This is a genomic window from Allobosea sp. CER48 (assembly GCF_044752385.1).
GTDB lineage: Bacteria > Pseudomonadota > Alphaproteobacteria > Rhizobiales > Beijerinckiaceae > Allobosea.
The window spans coordinates 1-3,435 of the sequence record NZ_JBIWYK010000352.1 but is presented as its reverse complement, the minus strand read 5'-3'; the positions used below and the strand labels follow the sequence as shown (position 1 = coordinate 3,435).

3 protein-coding genes are annotated in these 3,435 nt (G+C 66.0%); all 3 read left to right on the top strand.

Annotation, left to right across the window (positions count from 1 at the left end; all coding sequences use genetic code 11):
* The coding region (locus tag ACIPIA_RS12605) for an ABC transporter substrate-binding protein (RefSeq protein WP_400510024.1) at positions 1-1,530 on the top strand (1,530 nt) is incomplete at its 5' end.
* A gap of 9 nt (positions 1,531-1,539) precedes the next feature.
* On the top strand, positions 1,540-2,481 hold the full coding sequence (locus tag ACIPIA_RS12600; RefSeq protein WP_400510021.1) for an ABC transporter permease: 942 nt from the start codon (positions 1,540-1,542) through the stop codon (positions 2,479-2,481).
* A gap of 44 nt (positions 2,482-2,525) precedes the next feature.
* Positions 2,526-3,347, top strand: coding sequence for an ABC transporter permease (locus tag ACIPIA_RS12595; RefSeq protein ID WP_400510026.1), 822 nt, complete (start codon positions 2,526-2,528; stop codon positions 3,345-3,347).
* Positions 3,348-3,435: the final 88 nt, after the last annotated feature.

The window sequence follows — 3,435 nt, the reverse complement described above, 5'->3', positions numbered from 1 at the left end:
ACGGCCCGGGCCGCCGGCAAGAAGGATCTGCGCTACATTCCGGAAGCGGATCTCAATATCCTCGACCCGGTCTGGAGCACCTCGACCATCGTCCAGGTCTACGGCCACCTCGTATTCGATACGCTCTACGGCTTCGATAAGGACTACAACGTCCACCCGCAGATGGCGGAAGGCCATACGGTCGAGAACAACGGACTGACATGGACGATCAGGCTGCGCGACGGCCTGCAGTTCCATGACGGGCAGCCGGTGCTGGCCAAGGACTGCGTCGCCAGCATCACGCGTTGGGGCAAGCGCGACTTCATGGGGGCGGCACTGCTCTCAGTGGTGGATTCGCTGAACGCCCTCGACGACCGAACGCTCCGCTTCCAGCTCAGGAAGCCGTTCCCGCTCCTGCCGATGACGCTGGCCACGAGCGGCTCGAACATGCCCGCCATCATGCCGGAGCGCCTGGCCAATACCTCTCCGAACGAGCAGATCCGGGAGAGTATCGGCAGCGGCCCGTATCGCTTCGTGAAGAGCGAATGGATCTCCGGCTCGCGCGCCGTCTTCGAGAAATTCGCTGGCTACAAGCCCCGCACCGACAGTTTCCCGCCATCCTATACCGCGGGGCCGAAGAACGCCGCCTTCGAGCGCGTCGTCTGGCAGATCATCGCCGATGCCTCGACCGCCGCCGCCGCCCTGCAAGCCGGCGAAGTCGACATCATCGAGATGGTCGGGGCCGACTTCCTCCCCGTCCTGAAGACCGATGCGGCGATCCAGCTCCTGCCGCGGACGACGCCGAACTTCGCGATCATGCGCTTCAACCATCTGCAGCCCCCCTTCAACAATCCCGAGATTCGGCGCGCGCTCCTGAAAGCCTTCGACCAGAAGGCGATCATGGCCGGCACCTTCGGCGAGGAGAACAAGGAATTCTGGCAGTCGGGCGTGGGCTTCTTCAGCCCGGATTCGCCGATGGCGACGCCTGTCGGACTGGAGGCGTTCACGAGCCCGCGCGACCTCAGGAAGGCCGCCGAGGAGATCAAGGCGGCCGGCTACAAGGGCGAACCCGTCGTCGTGCTCGATCCCGTCGACTATCCCTGGACGCATCCCTGCACGCTGCTCGCCGCGGATACGCTGAAGAAGGTCGGGCTGAATGTCGACGTGCAGGCCATGGACTGGGGCACGCTGATGCAGCGCCGCCTCAGTCAGGAGCCGTCGACCAAGGGAGGCTGGAACGTCTTCCTCACCGCGCTGTCCGGCATGAGCAACTTCAACCCCGTCGGTCATATCGGGCTGCGCGGCAACGGCAAGGACGCGTGGGTCGGCTGGCCCACGGCGCCGCGCCTGGAAGAACTGCGCCAGCAATGGCTGGATGCCCCCGACGAGGCGACGCAGAAGAGGATCTGCGAGGAAATCCAGAAGCAGGCGCTGATCGACGTTCCCTACATGCCTCTCGGCGCCTTCGCCACCGTGAGCGGCTATCGGCGCAATCTGGCCGATATCCAGCTGCAGCGGCCCCTCTTCTTCACGATGACGGCGAAGGCCTGAGCGGACGCCATGCTGTCCCACATCGCACGCCGGCTGCTCGCAGCGCTGCCGGTCATGACCTTCGTCGCCCTGTTCGTCTTCGGCCTGCTCTATCTCGCCCCCGGCGATCCTGCGGCGATCATGGCCGGAGACCAGGCGACGGCTGCGGATATCGCCCGCATCCGCGCCACCCTCAATCTCGACGCCCCCTTCCCGATCCGCTTCGGAAACTGGATCTGGAGCCTGCTGCACGGCGATCTCGGCGTCTCGATCTTCACCAACCAGCCTGTCGCGGGGATGATCGCCCAGCGGCTGGAGCCGACCTATCTGCTCATGCTGATGACCCTTGTCGTCTCGGTGGCTTTCGCGCTGCCGATCGGCGTCGTCGCGGCCTGGAAGCACAACAGCTCCAGCGACCGGCTGGTGATGGTCTTCGCCGTGCTGAGCTTTTCGGTTCCCTCCTTCGTCGTCGGCTACCTGCTGGCCTGGACCTTCGGCCTCCAGCTGCGCTGGCTCCCGGTCCAGGGCTATGTCCCGCTCTCCAACGGGATCTGGCCCGCTATCCGCAGCCTGATCCTGCCCGCCGTGGCCCTCGGCAGCGTCTATATCGGCCTGCTCGCGCGCATTACTCGTGCGACCATGCTGGAAGTGCTGGCCCAGGACTATGTCAGGACCGCGCGGGCGAAGGGCTCGGAAGAGCGCACCATCCTGTTCAAGCACGCGCTGAAGAATTGCTCGGTTCCGATCATCACCACGGTCGGCAGCGGCGTCGCCCTGCTGATCGGCGGCGCCATCGTCACCGAAACAGTCTTTGCAATCCCGGGGCTCGGCCGCCTGACCGTCGATGCCATCCTGCGACGTGACTATCCGATCATCCAGGGCGTCATCCTGCTGTTCAGCTTCATGTACGTGCTCGTGAACCTGCTGGTCGACATGCTCTACACCGTCTTCGATCCGAGGATCCGCTATTGACCGCTCTCACCACTCAGGCCGCGCCTGCCCCGCGCCCCCGCTGGGTGCGGAGCGTGACGACCCATCCCAGCATTGCCTGCGGCGCCGCCGTGCTCTGCCTGCTCGTCCTCATCGCAGTCTTCGCGCCCTGGCTCGGCACAACGGATCCGACTGCGGTTTCGGCCTTCGACCGCGCGAAGCCGCCTTCGGCAACCTTCTGGTTCGGGACCGACCTGCTGGGGCGGGATCTCTACTCCCGGGTGCTCTACGGGACGCGCGTCTCGCTCGCGGTCGGCTTCTCCGTGGCACTGGGCTCGAGCGTGATCGGCGTCCTGATCGGAGTCTTCGCCGGTTTCCTGCCGCGCTTCGATGCGTTCGTCATGCGTGTCATGGACGGCCTGATGGCGATTCCGTCGATCCTGCTCGCGGTTGCCTTGATCGCGCTCAATCGCGCCTCGATCTGGAACGTGATCCTGGCGGTGACGATCGCGGAGACGCCGCGCGTCGTGCGCCTGATCCGCGGCGTGGTGCTCTTCCTGCGCGAGGAGCTCTATGTCGAGGCGGCGCGTTCTGCCGGCGCGAGCATTCCCTGGCTCGTCTTCCGCCACATCCTGCCCAACACCTTCGCGCCGATCGCGGTCCAGGCGACCTATATCTGCGCCGTGGCCATCCTGGCCGAAGCCGCCCTCTCCTTCATCGGCGCGGGCGTGCCGCCGAGCACCCCGTCCTGGGGCAACATCATGGCCGAGGGCCGGGCGCTCTGGCAGATCAAGCCGTACATCATCTTCTTCCCGGCGCTGTTCCTGTCGCTGACGGTCCTCGCCATCAACATGCTGGGCGACGGCTTGCGCGACGCGCTCGATCCGCGCCTGCTGAAGCGGATGTGACGCACGACGCCCGGGGAGTCGCGCCAGCCCCGGCGCGATCCTGCACCCGAGGTGCAACTGGCCCCTCCGTCTCGACACCGGAGGGGCC